This is a genomic window from Bailinhaonella thermotolerans, from assembly GCF_003594875.1.
Lineage (GTDB): Bacteria > Actinomycetota > Actinomycetes > Streptosporangiales > Streptosporangiaceae > Bailinhaonella > Bailinhaonella thermotolerans.
On the sequence record NZ_QZEY01000001.1, the window covers coordinates 87,516 to 108,176 of the forward strand.

The 20,661-nt window shown below is 74.8% G+C and carries 22 protein-coding genes; 8 read left to right on the top strand and 14 right to left on the bottom strand.

What is annotated here, in order from left to right; all coding sequences use genetic code 11:
• From D5H75_RS00410 to D5H75_RS00420, 3 genes are read left to right on the top strand one after another with little or no spacing between them, the layout of a single operon-like run.
• Positions 1-960 (top strand): ABC transporter permease, encoded by a 960-nt coding sequence (locus D5H75_RS00410; RefSeq protein WP_119924299.1) that lies wholly within the window; start codon positions 1-3, stop codon positions 958-960.
• Positions 957-1,976 (top strand): ABC transporter permease, encoded by a 1,020-nt coding sequence (locus D5H75_RS00415; protein WP_242453915.1) that lies wholly within the window; start codon positions 957-959, stop codon positions 1,974-1,976. Before D5H75_RS00410 ends, D5H75_RS00415 begins: the two co-directional genes overlap by 4 nt.
• Positions 1,977-1,992: 16 nt before the next feature.
• Positions 1,993-3,996: an ABC transporter ATP-binding protein gene (locus D5H75_RS00420; protein ID WP_119924300.1), complete on the top strand. Its 2,004-nt coding sequence runs from the start codon at positions 1,993-1,995 to the stop codon at positions 3,994-3,996.
• A gap of 317 nt (positions 3,997-4,313) precedes the next feature.
• Here D5H75_RS00420 and D5H75_RS00425 read toward each other — a convergent pair whose 3' ends face one another.
• Complete coding sequence (locus tag D5H75_RS00425) at positions 4,314-4,712, bottom strand: winged helix-turn-helix transcriptional regulator (protein ID WP_119924301.1); 399 nt, start codon at positions 4,710-4,712, stop codon at positions 4,314-4,316.
• A 47-nt stretch (positions 4,713-4,759) separates the two neighbouring features.
• Here D5H75_RS00425 and D5H75_RS00430 point away from each other — a divergent pair, with 47 nt between their 5' ends.
• A complete protein-coding gene (locus D5H75_RS00430; protein WP_119924302.1) occupies positions 4,760-5,656 on the top strand; it encodes an MBL fold metallo-hydrolase in 897 nt (298 codons plus the stop codon).
• A 199-nt stretch (positions 5,657-5,855) separates the two neighbouring features.
• Here D5H75_RS00430 and D5H75_RS00435 read toward each other — a convergent pair whose 3' ends face one another.
• From D5H75_RS00435 to D5H75_RS00455, 5 genes are all read right to left on the bottom strand, one after another.
• Positions 5,856-7,094: a C39 family peptidase gene (locus D5H75_RS00435; protein ID WP_119924303.1), complete on the bottom strand. Its 1,239-nt coding sequence runs from the start codon at positions 7,092-7,094 to the stop codon at positions 5,856-5,858.
• A 193-nt stretch (positions 7,095-7,287) separates the two neighbouring features.
• The gene (locus tag D5H75_RS00440; protein WP_119924304.1) at positions 7,288-7,902 is read right to left on the bottom strand and encodes a TetR/AcrR family transcriptional regulator; all 615 of its coding nucleotides are present in this window, start codon (positions 7,900-7,902) and stop codon (positions 7,288-7,290) included.
• Positions 7,892-8,731: an oxidoreductase gene (locus D5H75_RS00445; protein ID WP_119924305.1), complete on the bottom strand. Its 840-nt coding sequence runs from the start codon at positions 8,729-8,731 to the stop codon at positions 7,892-7,894. Before D5H75_RS00445 ends, D5H75_RS00440 begins: the two co-directional genes overlap by 11 nt.
• 112 nt (positions 8,732-8,843) lie before the next feature.
• Entirely contained in the window at positions 8,844-9,491 is a 648-nt protein-coding gene (locus tag D5H75_RS00450; RefSeq protein WP_119924306.1) for a response regulator transcription factor, read from the bottom strand.
• Positions 9,476-10,735 carry a sensor histidine kinase gene (locus D5H75_RS00455; protein WP_119924307.1) on the bottom strand — a complete coding sequence of 420 codons (1,260 nt, stop codon included), beginning with the start codon at positions 10,733-10,735 and terminating at the stop codon, positions 9,476-9,478. The genes D5H75_RS00450 and D5H75_RS00455 overlap by 16 nt, the downstream gene beginning before the upstream one ends.
• 151 nt (positions 10,736-10,886) lie before the next feature.
• On the opposite strand from D5H75_RS00455, the gene D5H75_RS00460 reads away from it, so the two are divergent.
• Complete coding sequence (locus tag D5H75_RS00460) at positions 10,887-11,324, top strand: hypothetical protein (protein ID WP_119924308.1); 438 nt, start codon at positions 10,887-10,889, stop codon at positions 11,322-11,324.
• Between the two features lie 184 nt (positions 11,325-11,508).
• On the opposite strand, the gene D5H75_RS43920 is transcribed toward D5H75_RS00460, so the two are convergent.
• Positions 11,509-12,105, bottom strand: coding sequence for a TetR/AcrR family transcriptional regulator (locus D5H75_RS43920; RefSeq protein WP_119925136.1), 597 nt, complete (start codon positions 12,103-12,105; stop codon positions 11,509-11,511).
• Positions 12,106-12,284: 179 nt separating this feature from the next.
• On the opposite strand from D5H75_RS43920, the gene D5H75_RS00470 reads away from it, so the two are divergent.
• Positions 12,285-13,466 (top strand): YbfB/YjiJ family MFS transporter, encoded by a 1,182-nt coding sequence (locus tag D5H75_RS00470; protein WP_119924309.1) that lies wholly within the window; start codon positions 12,285-12,287, stop codon positions 13,464-13,466.
• An 89-nt stretch (positions 13,467-13,555) separates the two neighbouring features.
• On the opposite strand, the gene D5H75_RS00475 is transcribed toward D5H75_RS00470, so the two are convergent.
• Entirely contained in the window at positions 13,556-14,068 is a 513-nt protein-coding gene (locus tag D5H75_RS00475; protein ID WP_119924310.1) for a TetR/AcrR family transcriptional regulator, read from the bottom strand.
• A gap of 78 nt (positions 14,069-14,146) precedes the next feature.
• Between D5H75_RS00475 and D5H75_RS00480 the strand changes: the two genes are divergently transcribed.
• Positions 14,147-14,965, top strand: a complete 819-nt coding sequence (locus tag D5H75_RS00480; protein ID WP_119924311.1) for an NAD(P)H-binding protein — start codon at positions 14,147-14,149, stop codon at positions 14,963-14,965.
• A gap of 36 nt (positions 14,966-15,001) precedes the next feature.
• Here D5H75_RS00480 and D5H75_RS00485 read toward each other — a convergent pair whose 3' ends face one another.
• Both D5H75_RS00485 and D5H75_RS00490 read right to left on the bottom strand, forming a co-directional pair.
• Positions 15,002-15,412 carry a serine hydrolase gene (locus D5H75_RS00485; RefSeq protein ID WP_119924312.1) on the bottom strand — a complete coding sequence of 137 codons (411 nt, stop codon included), beginning with the start codon at positions 15,410-15,412 and terminating at the stop codon, positions 15,002-15,004.
• Between the two features lie 13 nt (positions 15,413-15,425).
• Positions 15,426-15,674, bottom strand: coding sequence for a hypothetical protein (locus tag D5H75_RS00490; RefSeq protein WP_202637690.1), 249 nt, complete (start codon positions 15,672-15,674; stop codon positions 15,426-15,428).
• A 113-nt stretch (positions 15,675-15,787) separates the two neighbouring features.
• Between D5H75_RS00490 and D5H75_RS00495 the strand changes: the two genes are divergently transcribed.
• Positions 15,788-16,771 carry a Gfo/Idh/MocA family protein gene (locus tag D5H75_RS00495; protein ID WP_119924314.1) on the top strand — a complete coding sequence of 328 codons (984 nt, stop codon included), beginning with the start codon at positions 15,788-15,790 and terminating at the stop codon, positions 16,769-16,771.
• A gap of 99 nt (positions 16,772-16,870) precedes the next feature.
• On the opposite strand, the gene D5H75_RS00500 is transcribed toward D5H75_RS00495, so the two are convergent.
• The 4 genes from D5H75_RS00500 to D5H75_RS00515 form a co-directional block, all read right to left on the bottom strand.
• A complete protein-coding gene (locus D5H75_RS00500; protein WP_119924315.1) occupies positions 16,871-17,497 on the bottom strand; it encodes a LysE family translocator in 627 nt (208 codons plus the stop codon).
• A gap of 147 nt (positions 17,498-17,644) precedes the next feature.
• Entirely contained in the window at positions 17,645-18,982 is a 1,338-nt protein-coding gene (locus tag D5H75_RS00505) for an MFS transporter (RefSeq protein WP_422673237.1), read from the bottom strand.
• 102 nt (positions 18,983-19,084) lie between these two features.
• Entirely contained in the window at positions 19,085-19,723 is a 639-nt protein-coding gene (locus D5H75_RS00510; protein WP_119924317.1) for a LysE family translocator, read from the bottom strand.
• 75 nt (positions 19,724-19,798) lie between these two features.
• Positions 19,799-20,611: a hypothetical protein gene (locus tag D5H75_RS00515; RefSeq protein ID WP_202637691.1), complete on the bottom strand. Its 813-nt coding sequence runs from the start codon at positions 20,609-20,611 to the stop codon at positions 19,799-19,801.
• Between the last annotated feature and the right edge of the window lie 50 nt (positions 20,612-20,661).

Sequence of the window (20,661 nt, forward strand, 5' to 3'; positions counted from 1 at the left end):
GTGACCCGCTACCTCCTCACCCGCCTGGGCCAGGCCCTGGTCATCGTCATCCTGGTGACACTGATCACCTTCGTGATCCTGCACCTGCTCCCCGGCGGCGCCGCCCGCGCCATCCTCGGCAAGGAGGCCACCCTCCAGCAGATCGCCGCCTTCAACCACGAGATGGGCTACGACCGGCCGCTGTGGGAACAGTACGCGCTGTACCTGCGGCGGCTGGCCCAGGGCGACCTCGGCTACTCCTTCCAGCTCAACCAGTCCGTCGGCGAGGCCATCCTCCAGCGCCTGCCCAAGACCATGCTGCTGTCCCTGGCCTCCACCCTGCTGGCCGTCCTGATCGCCGTCCCCCTCGGCGTCGTCCAGGCCGTACGGCGCAACCGCTGGCCCGACTACACCATCAACGCCCTGGCCCTGCTCGCCTACGCCACCCCCATCTTCTTCCTCGGCCTCCTCATGATCATCCTGTTCTCCCAGGTGTGGCCGGTCCTGCCCCCCGAAGCCCCCCAGGGCTTCACCCTCGCCGACGTGCTCGCCGACCCCGCCGGCCTGGTCCTGCCCATCCTGTCCCTGACGATCCTCACCGTCGCCGTCTACTCCCGGTACATCCGCTCCTCGATGGTCGACAACCTCAACGAGAACTACGTCCGAACCGCCCGCAGCAAGGGCCTGTCCGAAACCCGCGTCATCATCGGGCACACCCTGCGCAACGGCCTGTTCCCCGTCATCACCCTGCTCGGCATGTACCTGCCCGCGCTGTTCAGCGGCGCCCTGGTCGTCGAACGACTGTTCAACTACCCCGGCATGGGCCTGCTCTTCTGGCAGGCCGCGCTCAAGCGCGACTACCCGATCCTCCTCGGCGTCACCCTGCTGATCTCGGTCGCCACCGTGGCCGGCGCGCTGATCGCCGACGTGCTCTACGCCGCGGCCGACCCGCGCGTCCGACTCAAGGCGGGCCGCTCATGACCATCCCCCCACCCGGCACCCCCACCTCCGGCGATCCCATCCCGGACACCCCCGCCCCCAGCCCGCCCGGCCACGACCCCGGCCCCGGCCACGACCCCGTCACGCCCGGCACCCCCACCCCGGGCCCTTCCGCGCCCGGCGCCGCCGTACCGGACGAGGCACCCGTCCGCGGCATGTGGCGCAACGGACTCGAGGTCTTCTGCGAGAACCGCCTCGCCCTGGCCGGCGTCGCCCTCTTCGTCCTCCTGGCCGCCTTCAGCTTCCTCGGCCCGCTCCTCTACCACACCGACCAGGTCCACACCGACCTCACCAAGGTCCACCTGCCCCCCGGCACCCCCGGCCACCCCCTGGGCACCGACGGCGTCGGCTACGACCAGCTCGGCCGCCTCATGCTCGGCGGCCAGACCTCCATCGTCGTCGGCCTCGCCGCCGGCCTCCTCGCCACCGTCGTCGGCACCGTCTGGGGCGCCGTCGCCGGATTCGCCGGCCGCTGGGCCGACGCGGTCATGATGCGCCTGGTCGACGCCATGATGTCGATCCCGGCCCTGTTCCTGTTCATGCTCATGGCCTCGATCGTCACCCCCACCGTGCCCATGCTGATCATCATCATCGGCGCCTTCGCCTGGCTCGGCCCCGCCCGCCTGGTCCGCGGCGAAGCCCTCAGCCTGCGCACCCGCGAATACGTCCTGGCCATGCGCGGCATGGGCGGCACCGGCGGCCGCGCCGTACGCACCCACATCATCCCCAACGCCATCGGCACCGTCATCGTCAACGCCACCTTCCAGGTCGCCGACGCGATCCTGTACGTGGCCTACCTGTCCTTCCTCGGCCTGGGAGTCCCCCCGCCCGCCGCCAACTGGGGCGGCATGCTCTCCGACGGCCTGTCCGACGCCTTCAGCGGCCACTGGTGGCTGCTCTATCCACCGGGCATCGCCATCATCCTCATCGTCCTCGCCTTCAACTTCATCGGCGACGGACTGCGAGACGTCTTCGAGGTCCGCCTCCGGCGGCGCTAGCAGGAGCGAACGCACCATGAGCACAACCCACGAGCCGCTGCTGCGGCTGCGCGGTCTCAGCACCGACATCCGCCTGCGACGCGACGCCGTCCACGCCCTCGACCGTGTCGACCTGCACGTCGACCAGGGCGAGACCCTCGGCATCGTCGGCGAGTCCGGCAGCGGCAAGACCATGACCGTCCTGTCGGTCATGGGACTGCTCCCCGCCGGCGGCCAGGTCGTCGGCGGCCAGATCCTCTTCGACGGCCGCGACCTGCGCGACCTGGACCCCAAGCGGCTACGCCGCGTCCGCGGCGCCGAGATGGGCATGGTCTTCCAGGACCCCCTCACCTCCCTCAACCCCACCATGCGCATCGGCGCCCAGGTCGCCGAGCCCCTGCGCGTCCACCAGGGCGCCGGCAGGGCCGAGGCCCGCGAACGCGCCGTGGAGATCCTGCGCCGCGTCGGCATGCCCCGCCCCGACAAGATCGTGGACGACTACCCCCACCAGCTCTCCGGTGGCATGCGCCAGCGCGTGGTCATCGCCATGGCCCTCATCCGCTCCCCGCGCCTGCTCATCGCCGACGAGCCCACCACCGCCCTGGACGTCACCACCCAGCGCCAGATCCTCGACCTCATCGACGACCTGCGTGAAGAGTTCAAGATGGCCGTCATCCTGGTCACCCACGACCTCGGCGTCATCGCCGGCCGCGCCGACCGCGTCGCCGTCATGTACGGCGGCCGCGTCGTGGAGACCGCCACCACCGCCGATCTGTTCGCCTCCCCCCGCCACCGCTACACCGAGGCGCTCATGCGCGCCCTGCCCGAATCGGCCGCCGACGGCCGCCTCTACAGCATCCCCGGCATGCCCCCGGACCTGTCCCGCCCCCTCACCGGCTGCCGCTTCGCCCCCCGCTGCGCCTTCGCCGCCGACGACTGCCGCACCACCGACGTCACCCTCACCCCCGCAGGGCCCGGCCACGAGCACGCGTGCCTGCACCCGGTCGCCGAACCCGTCCCCCTCACCGCCGCCGCCGGCCGCCCACGCCTCGCGCGCGACCCCGCCGAACCCGTGCTGGCCGTACGCGACCTGGTCAAGGAGTACGACACCGGGGGCCTGGGCAAGACCGCCGCCCGCGTCAGCGCCGTGGCGGGGGTGTCCTTCGACGTCGGCCCCGGCGAGACCCTGGGCATCGTGGGCGAGTCCGGCTGCGGCAAGTCCACCGTCGGCCGCCTGGTCGCCGGCCTCGAAACCCCCACCGCCGGCCGGATCGTCCTGGACGGCGCCGACACCGCCGCCCTGGACCCGCGCGCCCGCCGCCGCATGCACCGCCAGGTGCAGCTCATGTTCCAGGACAGCTACGCCGCCATGAACCCCCGCATGCGCGTCGACGCCATCCTCACCGAACCCCTGGAGATCCAGCGCGTCGGCGACGCCGCCGCCCGCCGGGCCCGCGCCGCCGAACTGCTGGACCAGGTCGGGCTGCCGCGGCGCGCCCTGGAGCGCTACCCCCACGAGTTCTCCGGCGGCCAGCTCCAGCGCATCGGCCTGGCCCGCGCGCTGGCCCTGCGGCCCCGGCTGATCGTGGCCGACGAACCCGTCAGCGCGCTGGACGTCTCCGTCCAGGCCCAGGTCCTCAACCTCATGCGCGACCTGCAGCGCGACCTGGGCCTGTCGTACGTGTTCATCAGCCACGACCTGTCCGTCGTGGACTACATGGCCGACCGCGTCGGCGTGATGTACCTGGGCAAGCTCGTGGAGACCGGACCGGCCCACGAGGTGGTCCGCACCCCGCGCCACCCTTACACCCGGGCCCTCCTCGACGCCGTCCCCACACCCGACCCCGGCCACACGCCCACCCGCGGCACGGCCATCGAGGGCGAACTCCCCAGCGCCCTCGACCCGCCCACCGGCTGCCGCTTCCGCACCCGCTGCCCCCTGGCCCAGGACATCTGCGCCACCGAACCCACCCTCCAGGGCGACACCCACCAGGTCGCCTGTCACTTCCCCCTCCGCCAGGAGCGACCCGCTGTCGCTTAGTCGTGGAGGTTTGTTAGGTGAGAGATTTCCAGAAACAAACCCCTGCCTTTACAATGTAGATCAATAGATGATCCCAGACGTCGTGGCGCCCGCGGCCGTCTTGGTCTCCGCGTTCCTCGCGGAAGCGCCGCCGTACGGGCGCAGTCCGAGGCCGCATCCGGCGGCGGTCCGCCGCGCGCTCCTCCGGAGCCGACGCTGTCTGCTACTCCGTCGTCGAGGCCCGGCCGGTCTTCGTCGCCTGGTCGATGCGGGCGGCCGCGCCGTCAGGGTCCGATCCCCGAGGTCCAGCCAGGTCATGGCGGCCTCTGCGGGGACCGTCAGGCGGAGCCGCGCGGCCCGCGTGGCCCGGCCGGCCGTACCAGGCTGGACCGGTGCGCGTCCGCCCAGAGCCCGAGCGCGAGAAGCTGTTCCCGGAGGGAGCGCCCCGCCTCGGTCAGTGAGTACTCCGTGCCCGCCCAGGGGGGACCTGATGTGGCGCGGGCGACGAGGCCCGCCTCTTCCAGGCCGCGCAGGGTGCGGGTCAGCATCCGCCGGCTGATGCCTTCGATCGCCCGGTCCAGTTCGTTGAAGCCGTGGCCGCGTACGGCGAGCAGCCGGATGACCGCCGGGCTCCACTTGTCGCCGATCCGGCGCAGCAGCCCGGTGACCGGGCAGTTCTCGTACGCCTCGACCGTGACGACCGGGCCGGCGCGGGGCGCGGCGGGATCAGTGGACAAGAATGTGCCTTCTTCCTGCGGCCGGCAGCGCGGTCGAGGATCAGGATATGCACACGATCGAGTTGGGCGACGTCGCGGTGACGATGGTCCCCCACCTGGACGACTGGTCCCTGTCCCCCGCCCGGTACTTCCCCGGGGGCGACCCGGGCCTGTGGGAGGCGAACAGGTCCTGGCTCAGCCCGGCGCACTGGGACGCCGACGCGGGCCGCGTGCGGGCGGCCGTGCAATCGTGGCTGCTGCGCAGCGGCGGCCGCACCATCATCATCGACACCGGCCTGGCCGCCGGCGCCGGCCGCCCCGGCGCGCCGCCCGGCGCCTCCCTCCCGGCGGCGCTGTCGGCCGCCGGCGTGGCACCGACCGACGTGGACCTGGTCATCTGCACTCACCTGCACGCCGACCACGTGGGAGGCAACACGCGCCGGGACGCGGGAGGCGGGCGGGTCCCGGCCTTCCCCAACGCCCGGTACCTGTTCTCCCGTCCCGACCTGGACTTCTTCCACCCCGGCACCCTCACCGAGGAGCCCGGGCGCAGCGCCACCGTCTACGCCGAGTCGATCGAGCCGATCCTGCGCGCCGGGCAGGCGCTCATCTGGGACGAGCGCCACGTCATCGACGAGAACCTGGAGCTCACCCTCGCCCCGGGACACACGCCCGGACACGGCGTCCTGACCCTCACCTCGGGCGGCGACCGCGCGGTCTTCGTCGGCGACCTGCTGCACGCGCCCGTGCAGTTGCTGGCGCCCGAGGTGTCCAGTTGCTTCTGCCACGACCCCGCCGGGGCGGCACGGACACGCCGCCAGGTCCTGGAATGGGCGGCCGACCACACCGCGCTCGTGATCCCCGCGCACTTCGGCGGCGCCCGCGCCCTGGAGGTCGAACGGAACGGCTCCGCCTTCGCGCCGCGCCGCTGGGCCGGCTTCTCCGACACCGCGCCTGCTCCCTGAGCCTTGGGGCCGATCCGCCCAGGACCGGCCGGGCCCGTGGCAGGCCCGCGTCCCGCGGGCAGCCGGGGACGGAGCCCGGCCGCGCCGGGCGGGGCTCGTCCCCCTCATCGGCCCTCATCCGGTACGGCTCCCGCCGACCGCCGGCCGGTGCCCGGGCCGCGAGCGCGTGCCCGGGAGGCGGCGGGAGCCGTACGCGAGTTCACCAGTTGGCGGGCAGGCCGGGCGCGGAGGGCGGGAGTGGGTGGTGGGGCGGCCGGATGATGTAGGAGATACCGCCGGTGCTGCGCTGCCAGACGCGCTCGAACGCGGCGCGCGGGTAGACGCGGCGGACGGCCTCGTTGTCCTTCGACGCGGGGTCGTTGGCGATCACGTCACCGGTGCGGGTGAAGCCGATGATCACCATGAGGTGGCCGTTGGTGCTGTATCCGGCCCCGGGGAGTTCCTCGGCCTTGAACGACTGGGAGGTGATGACCGGGATGCCGTACCTGATCATGCGTTCCAGCTCGGTGAGCGAGCGGAGCCTTGTCACGAAGCCGTCCAGCCCGTGGTGACCGGCGTAGGCGGTGTTGAACGGCCAGTTGCCCGCGCCCTCGTAGTCGTAGTCGTAGGTGTGCCGGGCGGCGTGGTCCACCTCCGGATCGGGGTCGGCGGGATCGACCCAGGCGGTGTCCTTCCTGGTGGGCAGGCGATGCCAGCGGCCCATGACCATGGTCGTCGAGGTCGGGCTGCACCAGGCCTCGCCGCCGCCGTCCCACTCCGGGTAGTGCCCCTCGTGCACGTTCTGCGAGCGGCGCGGCACCGGAAGCTCGATGCCCCAGGCCCCGCCCGCCGGGCTCGCCGGCACGTCCGCGCGGTCGGGCACGGCCGACGCCATCGCGCCGAGGCTGCGCACGACCGGCCCGCGCGCGGTCCCCGGCAGCCGGTGGAGGGTCACGCGCAGGCGGTAGGAGTCGATGGGCCTGCCGCCGGCCGCGACGAAGGTGTCCACCGACACCGTGCCGTCGGCGTCGCGCTGGCCTGAGACGGAGGTGCGGCGGATGTCGGCGTCGCCGTACGCCCAGCGGCCCAGGACGTACCACTTGGTGTCGGGGCTGGTCCCGCGCATCTCCACCTGGATCCAGGTGCCGGGCGGGGTGTCCGCGGTCCAGGAGGCGATGAGCTCCGTGGCCGGGAACCCGACGGCCTGCTCCGGCCCGGTCCACCGGGCGTACTCCCAGGTCTTCGTCCCCAGCGCGTCGGTGTACTCCATCGTGCCCGCGGGCGACCTGAACGACAGCGCGCGCCCCGCCGCGACGCCCTCGGCCGTGCCCGCCCGGAAGGCGGCCCGCTGGTAGACGACGTGGGACTGGGCTGGTGGCGGCTCGGCCACCTCCGCGGCGGCGACCGCCGGAGCCACGGCCACGGCCAGCGCGGACAGCAGAACGGTGAGCATGCGCATGAGATCACCTCGGCTTCGTCGCCCGGACCCTATCCCGGGTACGGCGCCCGCGCATCGGCGACATTACGTATTCCCTCGGCCCCGGGGATCAAGGGAACCCGTTCAACCTCAACGTCGGCAGCGGCTGGGACGCCTCGCGCCGATCTTCACGCTGGGCCGCGGCCGATCCGTCCCCCGGGGCCCAGCCCGGCGGCTACCGCCGGGCGGGGCCTTCCGGCTCGCCGGCCGGCCGCGCGAGCAGGCCGGTGAGGGCGGCCTCGGCCATGGCCTCCGCCTCGGCGGGGGTGAGGGGGGCGTGGCCGCTGACGAGGCGGAAGATGATGGCCCCGAACAGGACGTCCTGGGCGACCTCCACGTCGATGTCGGTGCGCAGCTCGCCGCGTTCCACTCCGCGCCGCCACATCTGGCGGATCAGCTCGCGCCGGCCCTCCAGGAAGCGCCGCCGCAGGAGTTCGGCGGCCTCGGGATCGGTGACGGTGGCCGCCAGTAGCTGGGCGTAGACCCGGCCGACCGGACCGCCGTAGAACGCGGCGACGTTGTGCACCTGCAGGGTCAGGTCCTCGCGCGCCGAGCCGGTGTCGGGCACCGGGGTCGCCTCGGCCATGTGCAGGGCGAACGCGTCGATGGCGACGCAGATGCGGTTGGACCAGTGCTTGTAGATGGTCGCCTTGCTCACGCCGGAGCGGGCGCTGACGGCGTCGACCGTCGCCGCCGGCAGCCCGCCCTCGGCCAGCAGCTCGGTGGCGGCGCGCAGCACCGCCTCGCGCACCCGGCGGCTGCGGGGGGTGAGGTCCTGGTCAGCCGGCATCGTCGTAGGCCGTCGCCAGAGCCACCTCGCGCCACTGGTCGAGCTCGGTCTTGACCTGCCGGAGTTTGTCCTCGACGCGGGCGACGCAGTCGGCGCCGAGCTGGAGCCGGAGCGGCGGATCGCCGGCCCCGGCGATGGAGACGATCGCGGCGGCGGCCTTCACCGGGTCTCCGGCCTGGGCGTGGTTGTTCTCGGCCCGCCAGACCCGGGTCTGACCGGCGGTCCGCGCGTAGTCCTCGATCACCTGCGCGGTCGTGTGCAGGGAGGAGTCGTCGAGGAAGTCGGTGCGGAAGACGCCGGGCTCGATGATGATCACGTCGATGCCGAGCGGGGCGAGCTCGGCGCGCATCGCCTCGCTCAGTCCCTCCACCGCGAACTTCGTCGAACCGTAGACCCCCCACCCCTGGCCGGTGGTGAACCCGCCCACCGAGGTGATGTTCAGGACCCGCCCGGACCGCTGGCGGCGCATCACCGGCAGTACGGCGCGCGTCACGGCGAGCAGGCCGAACACGTTGACGTCGTAGACCGCGCGGACCTCGGCGTCGGAGGCCTCCTCCACCGCTCCCAGCAGTCCCCGGCCGGCGTTGTTGACCAGCACGTCGATCCGGCCGAACGCCTCCACCCCGGCGGCCACGGCCCGCCGGGCGGCGGCCTCGTCCGTGACGTCCAGGTCCACGGCCAGCAACCGGTCGCCGGCGCCGGCGAGCCGCGCCCTGACCTGTGCGGCGTCGCGCGCGGTGGCGATCACCGCGTCTCCCTCGGCCAGAGCCTTGCGGGCGATCTCCAGACCGAACCCGCGCGACGCACCCGTGATGAACCAGACCCTCATGGACCCTCCCATCAAGTGAACTGTACGTTCAGTTTACTCGCGGTGGAAGGCTTCCCTCACGCGGCCCCGGCCGAAGCCGGCCTCTCCTTGTGAGGTGGTGGCGCCGATCCGGCTAGGACCTGTTCAGATAGGCCAGGACGGCGCGGACACGGCGGTTGGTGTCCTGGTCGTCGACGATGCCGAGCTTGCCGAACAGGGAGGTGGTGTACTTGCTGATGGCGCCGTCGCTGAGGAAGAGGCGGCGGGCGATGGCCTGGTTGGACAGCCCCTCGGCCATGAGGGCCAGCACGGCGTGCTCGCGCTCGGTGAGCCGCTCGAGCCCGCGGCCCGGGGATCCGCCGGACAGCAGCTTGGCGATGACGGCCGGGTCCATGGCGGTCCCGCCGGCCGCGACGCGCTCCAGGGCGCCGATGAACTGGTCGGCGTCGAACACGCTGTCCTTCAGCAGGTAGCCGACGCCGCCGTAGCCGTCGGCCAGGAGCTCCCGGGCGTACAACTGCTCCACGTGCTGGGAGAGGATGAGGACCGGCAGGCCGGGCATCTCGGCACGGGCGGCGAGAGCCGCGCGCAGGCCCTCGTCGGACTGGCCGGGCGGCATGCGGACGTCGATGACCGACACGTCCGGGCGCCATCTGCGCAGCGCCTCCAGCGTCTCGGGGCCGGTGGCGGCCGTGGCCACCACCTGGTGCCCGTACGCCTCGATCAGGCGGACCATCCCGTCGCGCAGGAGGTAGAGGTCTTCGGCTACAACGAGTCGCATGGCAGTGCCATTCTGAAACGGGTCGGGCCGCCCGGCGGGCTGCTGATCCGCAGGGTGCCGTCGAAGACCGCCAGGCGCCGGCGCAGGCCGGCGAGTCCGCCGTCGCCGCGCACCGTGGCGCCGCCCCGCCCGTCGTCCTCGACCTCGACGACGAGAGCGGCGCCGTCCCTGGACAGGGAGACGCGCGCCCGGGACGCCCGGGCGTGTCTGACCGCGTTGGTCAGCAGCTCGGCGACGCCGAAGTAGACGGCGGCCTCGATCGGCGGGTCCAGGCGCAGGCCGTCATCGGCGCTGACGGCCACGTCGAGGGGAACGTCCAGGGCCAGGGCGCGGACGGCGTCGACGAGCCCCCGCTCGTTCAGCACCGGGGGGCTGATCCCCTTGACCAGTTCGCGAAGCTCGGCCAGTGAGGCGGCGGCGCCGCCCCGCGCCTCGCGCATCAGCGCCTTCGCCTGGGCGGGGTCGGTCTCCATCAGTCTCTCGGCGGTCGCCAGCGCGAGCCCGAGCGCGACCAGGCGGGCCTGGGCCCCGTCGTGCAGGTCCCGTTCGATCCGGCGGATCTCGGCGGCCTGCGCGATCGTCGCGTCCGCGCGCTGGGCGGTCAGCTCCTCCACCCGCCGGGTCATCGCCATCGCGCGCGAGGGGCGCAGGAAGCGGACGGCCACGGGCACGAGCGGCCGCCAGGCGTACGGGGCCGTGACGATGGCCACGACCAGGCCGAGCACGCCGGCCAGGCGCCCGGCGAGCGTCCCCTGGGCCAGGCCGAGGACCGCCGCGGCCAGCCCGGCCGGGGGGACGGCCGCCGCCACACCGGCGGCGAACGGCACGATCACGCTGAACCGCACATCACGCCAGACGGCGGGGTCCTTCCACCGAATCCGCAGTCTCTGGTCCAGGACGGCGTCGCGGCGGCTGCGCTCGTAGGAGAAGCCGTTCCACCAGTACCCCGTGGACATCCGCACCACCGGCCCGGCCTCCCGGTACCCGTCCGGGATGAGGGTGCCCGTCCACCTCGCCACCAGCGAACGGACCAGCCGGCAGACCGGCCGGGACAGCCCGAGGGTGCCCACGCACACCAGCACGAACGGCCCCGCCCACGACCACGGGTTCCCCGCGCCCCACCAGACCGCCCACGCCACGGCCACGGCCCACACGGCCGGGACCGGCATGGTGACGAGCGCCACCACGCACGACCGCGCGAACGCCGCGCCGACGCGCCCCGCCCAGACCCCCAACCACCGCATGTTTCGTCCTCTGTCCTCGGTTCGGTGCTTCCACTGTGCACCGCGCGGGAACGTGAAACCGCCCCGGCCGCCGAGGAGTGGGTCTGGCCCCACCCAGCCGTGGGCCTGGACCGATACCGGCCAGGGGCGCGGCTCCGTAGCGTCGCTGAGCATGGAATCCAACGAGCACACCACGCCCGGGGCGCGCCTCGGCGGCCCCCGCCTCCAGCGGGCCTTCGGCACGGCGAAGAACAGCGTCAAGATCTACGGGGCGCTCAGCTCCCTCGCCCTCCTGGCGGTCATCGTGGTGGCGAGCGCCGGTCATCTGGTGAACACGTTCATGTGGGTCCGGGCGGTCCTGCTGCCCCTGGTGGCCGTGCTGCTGTATCGGCTGACGGTCTCCGCCTCCCGGGGATCCCGGCGGGCCTTCGAGCGCGTGAACGCCCTCGCCGTGATCATGCCCATCGCGATCATCGGCGTCGACCTGATCCCGGGGATCTGCCCGCCGTGGTACGCCGTGACGCAGGTCGTCTGCATGCTGCCCATCATCCGGGTCGCGTTCCTCACCCGTGGCCCCGCGCTGCGCGCCGCCTTCCCCAAGCGCCGCTGAATCCGGGCTGGGTACGGCGGCGCCCGTTCCGCCACCCCGGCCTCGTCCCGGGCCGCGCCGGAGCCGCCCGCCGTACGCCGGCGGGGCGGCGGGGCTGGGGCGGGGCGGCGGGGTGGTGGGGCTGGGGCGGGGCGGCGGGGTGGTGGGGTGGTGGGGTGGTGGGGTGGTGGGGTGGTGGGTGATGTCAGGGGGCGGGTGGGGCGGTGGCGGCGGCCAGCAGGGTGAGGGCGGCGTCGCGGGCCTGGCCTGCGGCGCCGGGCGCGGGGTGGTGGGCGGCGACGACGGTGGCGCCCTCGACCAGGATGAGCAACTGGCGGGCGAGGACGGCGGGGTCGGCGGCTCCGGCGCGGGCGGCGATGCCGGTGAGCAGGCGGAGGTAGCGGTCCAGGTGCCGCGCGGCGATGTCGCGCACGGCGGGGTCGTGGTGCTGGGTGGCCGCGTTCACCACGGCGCAGCCGCGGAACGCCGGCTCCTCGTGCCATTCGCGCAGGGCGTCGAAGATCGCGGCCAACTGGTCGGCGGGGTCTTCCCCGGCCGCCGCCACGGCCGCGGCGAGCCGGTCGCGCACCCGGCGGCCGCGCGCCTCCAGCATGGCCGCGACGAGGCCGTCCTTGGTGCCGAAGTGCCGGTAGAGCGTCTCCTTGGACACGCCGATCCGCGCGCACAGCTCGGCGACGCCGATGCCGTCGAGCCCGCGCTGGTACAGCAGCGGGGTGGCCGCCTGGAGGATGGCGGCGCGGGTGCGTTCGGGGTCGATCGTCGTTCCCTTGGTCACGGGCACACCCCAGATGGTACCGATCGGTTCGATCAACTGCTACGGTCGCAGGCCGTACCGATCGGTTCGATCCCATGGGGTGAGGTCACCATGATCCTTGGTCGCGCACGCGATCGCCGCGGGAGGGCCGCCGCCGCGCGCCGGCCCGGGGGTGGCCGGGTCCCGGCGGCGCCGGCGCGGGGACGATGAGACCGCCGCTGTGGCAGGCCGTACGGCTGGCCGCGGGGACCGCCTCGGCGCTGGGCCTGGCCCGCTTCGCCTTCGGCCTGCTCCTGCCCGCGATGCGCGAGGACCTGCATTGGAGCCTGACCCAGGCCGGGGTGATGAGCGCCGCCAACGGGCTCGGCTACCTGGCCGGCGCGCTGGTGACCGCCGCCCTGGTCCGGCGGGTGGGCGGCGCGGCGGCCTTCCGCTGGGGCATGGCGCTGACCGCGGTGGCGCTGGCGGCGACCGCGGTCAGCGGCCACTACCCGGCGCTGCTGGCGGCCAGGGCGGCGGCGGGCGTGACGGGGGCGGTGGTCTTCATCACCGGCGGCGTGATCGCGTCCCGGATCTCCGCCCGCGCCTCCTCCGGCGCCCCCATCGTCGTCTACTTCGCCGGCACCGGGCTGGGCATCGTCCTCAGCGGCGCGGCCGTCCCGGCGCTGGGCGCGCACTGGCGCGCCGCCTGGCTGGGCCTGGGGCTCGCCGCCGGCCTGGCGACCCTGGTGAGCTGGACGGCCGCGGGCCCCGGCGGGGAGGAACCGGCCGCCGCCACCGGACGGGCGCGGCTGCTCCCCCTGTGGCGGGTGGTCCTGGCCTACCTGCTGTTCGCGGCCGGATACATCACCTACATCACGTTCCTGTCCGCCTACCTCGCCGAGCGCCACGCCCCGCTCGCCCAGGTGACGCTCACCTGGACGGCCCTGGGCGCGGCGGTCGTGGCGGCGCCGGCGCTGTGGAGCCGCCCCATCACCCGCTGGCGCGGCGGCCGCGCGCTCGCCGCGCTGCTGGCCCTGCTCGCCGGCGGGGCGGCGCTGGCCCTGGCGTCCCCGGCCCCGCCCGTGGTCCTGGCGTCGGCGATCGTCTACGGCGCGACGTTCATGGGCGTGCCCGCCGCCGTCACCGCGCTGGTCAGGGCCGGCACCCCGCCCGCCGGCTGGACGGCCACGCTGGCGGCCTTCACCACCGTGTTCGCGGTGGGCCAGACCGCCGGCCCGTGGATCGCCGGCGTCCTGGCCGATCACACCTCGACCGACGCCACGCTGGCCTGGACCGCGATCCTGTGCGCCGCCGCCGCGGCGATCGCCGCCACCGCCGCCCGCCGCCGGCCGGGCACGCGCGACCGGGCCTGTGACACAGGCCGTCGCCGTGGTGGCCATGGGTGAGCGGGAGGAGCCGGGCGGGCCGCGGCGACGCCGATGGCGGCGCGCCTGACGGGCGGTGTCCTCGTCCCGATCGCCCGCCGCGCCGGGGGCTAACGCCGCCGGTCCAGGCCGTCGAGCATGAGGGGGAGGAAGCGCTCGGGGATGACGCCGGGGTGGCAGGCGAACACGTTGAGCAGGTCCATGAGGTCGCCGGTGCCGACGTCCGGGCGCATCGCGCCGTCCGCCTGCGCCTGCCGTACCAGCTCGTCGAGCCGCCGCGCCAGCGTCTGCCTCGCCTCCGGCACGGAGGTCCCGGCCAGCGCGGCCGCGACGGTGCCGCGGCTCTTGCGCACGGTGTGGACGACGAAGGCGCGGATGGCCGCCCACGCGTCGGGCTCGTCCGCCACGGCGTGGTCGAGCGCGTCGATGAGCTCGTGGACGTACTGCTCCGCCAGGGCGGCCAGCAGCACGCCGCGGTCGGGGAAGCGCCGGTAGAGCGTGCCGACGCCGACGCCGGCCCGGCGGGCGATCAGCTCCATCGGCGCGTCCGTGCCGCGCTCGGCCACCGCGTCACGCGCCGCCTCCAGAATCCTGTCCCGGTTGCGGCGGGCATCGGCACGCATCGGACTCCCCTCAAGTGGACAACGATCTTCCGCTTAGTATAGAACCGGAAGCCGATATTCCGCTTAGGAGGTGGCGTGATGATCATCGTGACGGGTGCGACGGGCTCGATCGGGCGCGCGCTGATCGAGGAGCTGGGCGGCGCGGCCCGGGCCGTGGTCCGGCGCGCGGAACAGGGCGAGGAGCTGGGATGCGACTATGTGGTCGGCGATCTGGAGCGGCCGGAGAGCATCCCGGTCGGGCCGGGTGACCGGCTCTTCCTCAACCGCGGGCTGTGGCCGGGTTTCGTGCGCGCGCACCAGGCGGTCATCGACCGGGCGGCGGCCGCCGGCGTGGCGCAGGTGGTGACCGTCTCCGTGCGCGGCGCGACGCCGGGCGGCCTGCTCGGGTTCGACATGCACGCGCGGGCCGACGCCCATCTCAAGGCGTCCGGGGTGCCGTGGTCGATCCTGGCGCCGGTCGGCTACATGCAGAATTTCGCCGGCGAGGTCGACGAGGAGGGGCGGATGTTCGGCTCGTACGGCAAGGGCCGGGTCGGCTACATCGACGCGCGTGACGTCGCGGCGGTGGCGGCCGCGCTGCTCACGCGCCCCGTCGGGGCCGACGCCACCTACGAGCTCACCGGGCCGCAGGCGCCCACCCACGACGAGGTCGCCGCCGAGCTCACCCGGGCGCTCGGCCGGCCGGTGCGGTATGTGGACCTGCCGGTCGCGGAAGCCGCCGCGCACCTGGAGAGGCGCGGCATGCCCGCCGGCACGGCGCGCGACCTGGCCGCGCTCATGGCCCAGATCGGGGACGGGCGCTGGGCGGACACGACGACGACCGTGGCCGGCATCCTGGGCCGCCCGCCGCGCTCGCTGCGGGAGTTCCTCGCGCGGACCGGCGCGGTCGCCGGATAGCCCCCGGCCCGCAGGCGCCGGAGGCCGTCCTGGCGCTCAGGCGCGGGCCGCGGCCAGGTCCGCGAGGAAGGCCGGCATCGCGCGGCCCGGGGAGCGGGCGCGGTCGAGCCGCCCGAGGGCGATCTCCCGGCCCCGGAAGGACGGCAGGGGCGTCCCGGCGGGCAGCAGGTCGCGCACCGGCTCCTCCAGCGACGCCTCCCCGCGCACGACCGCCGCCGCCAGCGCCGGGCCCGTGAACACCTTGGTCACCGACCCGATCTCGAACAGCGTGCCCGGCCCCGGCTCCGGCGAGCCCGGCCCCGCGATACGGCCCGCGCCGGCGATCTCCACCGCGCCGTCGTCCGGGCCGCCGGTCACGACCGCGACCACCGCGCCGGTCCCGCCGCGCGCCAGCCGGGCGGCGAGCCCCGCCGCGCGGGCGCCGGCGCCGGCGCCCGCGCCGGTCACCGCTCGCCGCCGGTCACCGCTCGCCGCCGAACAGGCGGCGGCCGCCGTACTTCTTGTGCACCGCCTGCTTGGTGACCCCGAGCGCCTCGGCGATCAGCACCCAGGACATGCCGCGCGCCCGGGCCCGCCGCACCTGGACCGCCTCCAGGCGTTCGACGCCCCGGCGCAGTTCCGCCGAGGCCCGCAGCGCGCGCAGCGGGTCGTCGCCCTCCGCCGTCGCCACCAGCGACATCAGATCTCCCCCGGTCATGTCATCCGTCATGGGGTCAACGTAGGTTGACCCGCTCCGGGAGTCAATTTAGATCACCGCCCGCCCGCGCGTCAACCTTGGTTGACCGGTGCGTGGCCGGGCGGCGGACGGGCACGAAAGGACCCATGGGGAACGAAGGACCCACGGGGAACGGCCGCCGGGTCGCCCTGCTCGGGGCGGCCCACATCCACATCCGCGACTACCTCGGCGTCCTGCGCGAACGCCCGGACGCCCACCTGTCCGCCGTCTACGATCCCGACGACGGCCGCGCCCGCCGCCTGGCCTACGACACCGGTGCCCGCGCCGCCGCCGACCCCGGCGACGCGCTCGACGGCGCCGACCTGGTCCTGATCTGCTCCCGCACCGCCGACCACGCCGGGCTCATCGAGGCGGCCCGCCCCACCGGCCTGCCGCTGTACGTCGAGAAGCCCCTGGGCCGCGACGCCCCCGAGACCCGCGCCCTGGCCGCCCGCCTGGCCGGGCACCCCCTGGCCACCGGGTTCTTCCTGCGCCTGCACCCCGGCGTACGGCGCCTGCGCGCCCTCCTGGCCGGCGGCGCGCTGGGCGCCCTCAGCGGCGTCCACGCCCGCTACGCCCACGACGGGGCCGTGCGCGGCTGGTTCACCGGCGAGCAGTCCTGGATGCTCGACCGCGCCCAGGCGGGCCCCGGCGGGTTCGGCGACGACGGCATCCACCTGATGGACCTGCTGCCCTGGCTCATCCCCGGCGCCGCCCGCCTGACCACCCTGGGCGCGGCCATCGGCTCGAACGCCGTCCCCGAGACCGACGACCACGGCACCGCCCTGCTGACCACCGACGCCGGCCTGCCCGTCACCGTCAGCGCCGGCTGGGCCACCGCCCCCGCCGGGCTGCGCCTGACCGTCACCGGCGCCACCGGCACCGCCGTCCTGGACGGCGGACGCCTCACTCTCTCCCCCGCCGACGGCCCCGCCCGCGTCGAGCACGACGGCCCGCCCCCCACGCCCGCCCTCGCCCTCCACGCCTTCCTCGACGCCCCCCACGACGGCGAGACCGGCGACGCCGCCGCCCGCCTGGTGGCCGCCGCCGAACTCGTCGACGCCGCCTACCTCATCGCCTGGCCCCGCTGACCCCGGCGCCCTCCACCCCGGCGCCCTCCGCCCCGCCGCGCCCCGCCGTACGGCTCCCGCCAGGGCAGGGCGGCGAGCCCGGCCTCCGGGCCCGGCCGGTCAGCGCGCCTCCACCGCCAGACGGATGCCCAAGGCGACCAGCACGACCCCGGACACCCGCTCCAGCCGCCGCCAGACCCGCGGCCGCCCGAAGAACCGACGCGCCGCCCCGACCAGCCACACGATCCCCAGATACCAGGCCAGGTCGATCACCGCCGACACCACGGCGAGCAGCAGGAGCGTGCCGAGCACCGGCGCCCCCGGCGGCACGAACTGCGGCAGGAACGACATCGCGAACAGGCCCGCCTTCGGGTTGGCCAGATTGGTGAGCAGTCCCAGCCGGAAGTTTCGCCCCCACGAATCCGGCGCCCGCTCCGCCGCCTCGGCCGGCCCCGGCCCGCCCCGGCGAGCCGACCACAGCGCCCTCACTCCGAGCCAGATGAGGAAGGCCGCGCCGGCGAGCCGCAGCACGTCATAGGCCAGTTGCGACACCGCCAGCAACGCGGACAGCCCCAGCGCCGCGGCCACCGACCACGACAGCCATCCCGCCTCATTGCCCAGCACCGCCGCCACCCCGGCCCGGCGGCCCGACCTCATCGACTGCCGCATGATCACGACCGTGCTCGGCCCGGGCGCCATCGAGATCAGGACGGTGGCCCCGATGAACAAGGGCAGGGTCTCCAGCACCCGTCCATCATGGGCGTCCCGCGACCGGCGCGGCAACAGCCACGGCCCGCCCCGGCGCGCCCGGCCTCCGGGCCTTCCGGGCGAGGACCGTCCAGGCGGCGGGGGCGGTACGGCCGGCGCGGCGACCGCGCGCGGGGAGGGGGGTGGTCAGGCCCGCGGGGGCCCGGGGAGGCCCAGGTCGGCGCCCTTCGGCTCCTTGACGGCCGTGACGGCCGCCAGGGAGATCACGCAGAGCGCCATGATGTAGGCGCCGACGGACAGGGCCGACCCCGTGCCCTGCACCAGGGCCTGGGCGATCGTGGGGGCGAAGGCGCCGCCCAGGATCGCCCCGAGCGCGTAGCCGATGGCCGCACCCGAATAGCGGACCGGCCCGGGGAACATCTCGGCGTACAGGGCCGACATGGGCCCGTACGACAGGCCCAGGCCGACGGACAGGACCACGACCGCCACCGTGAAGAGCCGGATGTCGCGGGTCTCCATCAGCAGGAAGAGCGGGATCATCCAGACGAACACCAGCGCGTAGCCGAGCTGGAAGGTGCGGACCCGGCCGATCCGGTCCGACAGCGCCCCGCCGTACAGGGTGAAGACCAGCCAGCCCGCCGACCCGGCGACCGTGGCGAGCAGGACCGACGACCTGGGCAGGCCCAGCGTCGTGGTGCCGTACCCGATGAAGTAGGCGATGAGCAGATACCCCGCGGCGTTGTTGGCCACGAAGATCAGCGCGGTGAGCAGCACGTTCCGGCTGTGGTGCCGGAACAGGTCGCGCAGCGGCGCCGAGGACGTCCTGGCGCGCCGCCGCAGCTCCTCGAACACCGGGCTCTCCTCGACGGCCCGCCGCACCAGGTAGCCGATGACGATCAGGACCAGGGAGAGCAGGAACGGCACCCGCCAGCCCCACGCCCGGAACCCCTCCGGCGTGGTCACCGTGCTCATCACCCACAGGACCCCGGTCGCCAGGATGAGGCCGATCGGCACGCCGATCTGGGGGAAGGCGCCCCACCAGCCGCGCCGGTCGCGGGGCGCGTGCTCCACCGCCAGCAGGGCCGCGCCGCCCCACTCCCCGCCGGCCGAGAAGCCCTGCGCCACGCGCAGCAGGACGAGGGCGATCGGGGCGGCCACCCCGATCGATCCGTACGTGGGCAGCAGGCCGATCGCGGTGGTGGCCGCCCCCATGAGGACCAGGGTCAGCACCAGCATGCGCTTGCGGCCCAGCCGATCCCCGAACCGGCCGGCCAGGACCGCGCCGAGCGGGCGGAACAGGAAGCTGACACCGATCGTGGCCAGCGAGACCAGCGTCGCCAGGCCGGGGGCCCGCTCGTTCAGCGGGGCCAGGAAGAGCGGGCCGAACACCAGCCCGGCGGCCTGGGCGTAGATGAAGAAGTCGTACCACTCGATGGTGGTCCCGGCCAGGGTGCCGGCGAGGACCTTGCGGTCCTCCCCCGTCATGCCGCGCGGTTCACTCCCCACGATGGACTCCGTTCCCAGTACGCCGCGCCTCCAGCCTGCCGCGGTCCCGGTACGCCGCGGTCCCGGTACGGCACCGCCGCCCGCGACCCGCCGTCGCCCGGCACCGCCGCCCGCGACGGGTCAGCGGGTCTCGGTGATGAGGCGCACGCCGAAGGCGACCAGGACGGCGCCGGAGACCTGCTCCAGGCGGCGCTTGACCGACGGGCGGGACAGCAGGTGCCGCGCGCCGCCGGCGAACCACACGACCGCGCCGTACCAGAGCGTGTCCACGGCCACCCAGATCAGGGCGAACGCCGCCAGCGTGAGCGGGACGTCCGCGCCCGCCGGGACGAACTGCGGCAGGAACGACAGCGCGAACACCGCCGCCTTGGGGTTGGCCGCGATCGTGGCCAGCCCGTGCAGATAGGCGCGGCCCGCCCGGACCCGCCCCTCCGGCGGCCCCTCCGCCGCGCCCGCCGCTCCCAGCGGCGCGACACCGGGACGGCGGGCCTGCCACAGCGCCTGGGCGCCCATCGCGAGCAGGACCAGCGCCCCGCCCACCCGCAGGACGTCGTAGGCGAGCTGGGAGGCGGCCAGCAGCGCCGTCAGGCCGAACGCGGCCGCCAGCGCCCAGGCCAGCACCCCCGTCTCGTTGCCCAGCGTGGCGGCCAGACCCGCGCGGCGACCGCCCCGCAGCGTCTCCCTGACGATGACGACGGAACTGACGCCGGGGGTCATCGCGATCAGGAACGCGGCACCGGCGAAGGCGAGGAAATGCATCCTTCCACCCTGCCCGCCGCGATCATCCATGGCAACGCCTTGACCCCGGTCAACCCCGGTCCACGCCGGACCCCGTCACGGCGCGACGCCGGCCGCCGGCCGTACCCCCGCGGACGCGCCCTCAGGCGCCCCCTCGACCGGGCCCGCCGGGGGCGCGGCGGACGGCTCGGGCCGGTGCCGGATCGGATCGCCCGTGCCCTCACCGCTCTCACTCGGGTCGGGGCTGGCGCTCTGCGTCTCCGACGGGCGCGGGCTCGGCGAGGACGTCGTCGGCGGAGGAGGACTGGGCCGCGGCGGCTCCGTCGGCGTGAACTGCGTCTGCGGCGCCGGGCGCGGCGGGATCTCCGTCTCGTCATCGCGCGTGAACAGCAGCCAGAACAACACCATCACCAGCAGGAACACCAGCGCCGTCACGACCGCCGCCACGATCACCGCCCGGCGCGTCTGGGTCAGCGGCCGCAGCCTGCGCGGCAGCGGCGGCGGCGGGAGCGCCGGGGCGCGGTCCCCGATCCAGTACGGACGCATGTCCGGCCCCGTCAGCCGCCCCCGCAACGCCCCCCGCACCATCACCGGGTCCAGGAACACCGCCGCGGCCGGCCGCCCGTCGGCGTACGGCGGGGCCGCCACCCACGGGGCCGGTCCCTCCACGTCGGCCGCCACCACCGGCGGCGCCTGCTCCAGGCCCGCCCCCGAGGTGATCGCGGCCACGAACCGCTCGTGCGCGGCCGGATCACGCGCCGCGCCGTGCGTCAGCAGCGCCAGGCTCACCGGCGCGCCGTCGGCCGCGCGCCCGGCGTAGACCACGCCTGCCTCGCCCGCCCACAGCCGCCCCTGCACGCGGAACGGCCCCAGCGCCGGCGGGTCCCCGTACTGAAGCGGAGTGGACATGAAAATCATGTAAGCACACGGAGAGTGCGTCACCGCCCTCCGGTTTGATG